The sequence below is a fragment of the Halomonas sp. DP1Y21-3 genome (assembly GCF_019801245.1).
Taxonomy (GTDB): domain Bacteria; phylum Pseudomonadota; class Gammaproteobacteria; order Pseudomonadales; family Halomonadaceae; genus Halomonas; species Halomonas litopenaei.
Window position 1 is genome coordinate 1 of record NZ_JAHVJM010000019.1, and the last position, 1,187, is coordinate 1,187.

Consider the following 1,187-nt stretch of genomic DNA (forward strand, 5'->3'; position numbering starts at 1 on the left):
TCGAAGGCCTCTGGGCTGATCATCCCGATCGCGCTGTGCCGGCGTTGCCGGTTGTAGTCCAACTCAATGTCCTCGAACACCTGCCGTCGCATGGTTTCTCGGGTCGTGAGTCGCTCGCCGTGAATGGCCTCGACCTTGAGACTGTGAAAGAAGCTCTCGGCGCAGGCGTTGTCGTAACAGTTGCCCTTGGCACTCATGCTGCACCGGAGGTCGTGCCGGGTCAGCAACGACCGGTACAGGGACGAACAATACTGGCTACCACGGTCGCTATGCACGATGACGCCCTTGGGCATCTTGCGGCTCCACAGCGCCATCTGAAGCGCGTCGCCGACCAGGTCAGCGGTCATGCGCTCGCTCATCGCCCAGCCGATCACCTTGCGTGAATACAGGTCAATCAGTACCGCCAGGTAGAGCCAGCCCTCACCCGTCGCCAGGTAAGTGATGTCGCCGACCCATTTCTGGTTCGGCGCCGTAGCACTGAAGTCCTGCTCCAGCAGATTCGGTGCGACGGGCAGGCCATGCCGTGAGTTCGTCGTGGCCTTGAACTTACGCGCGGCTTTCGCCCGCAAGTTTTGCCGACGGAGGCTGGCAGCCACGGTATTGAGGCAGATGGCTACGCCAGCATCGTTCAGGTCATGGGTCAGCCTGGGGGCGCCTGAGCGCCCCTTGCCCTGCTCGAAGGCCTGAGCCACGCGCTGATCGGTGAGCGCTTGCCGGCGGCGGCGAGGAGAGGGTACTCCTCCCCGCAGTCGCCAGGCGTAGTAGCCGCTGCGGGCGACACCGAGAAACGCACACATCCGTTGAATGCTGAAGGCCTGACGATGCTGCTCGATGAAGGCGTACTTCACTTCAGGCTTTTCGCGAAGTACACCGCGGCTTTTTTTTCGATTTCAAGCTCTTCCGACTTCTCAGCCAGCTGACGCTTGAGCCTCGCGTTCTCTTCCGCCAAGGCCTGCTCGCGAACCGAGGCACTCTGCTGCTGCTGAGCCTTGGCTCGCCATTGGTAGAGCTGGCTGGGTTGAAGACCCAGTTCGCGGGGGGCAGCACTGGCACCAACACGGTCAGCGAGTGCCAAGGCCTCGTCCTTGTAGACCTGGGAGTAACGGGTGCGAGTCTTCTTCATCGACGTTGCTTGCCTTGCCATGGGGTCACCTCGTTCAGTGTACTGCCTTAACGGGGTGTCCACT

Annotated in this window: 1 protein-coding gene; it reads right to left on the reverse strand. The window is 61.7% G+C overall.

From position 1 onward, the window contains the following. A protein-coding gene (locus KUV74_RS20730; protein WP_222517284.1) for an IS3 family transposase occupies positions 1–1,144 on the reverse strand; the annotation gives its coding sequence in 2 pieces (ribosomal slippage) (positions 1–886 and positions 886–1,144; 1,145 coding nt annotated over the 2 pieces). This gene is flagged as partial in the annotation. Positions 1,145–1,187: the final 43 nt, after the last annotated feature.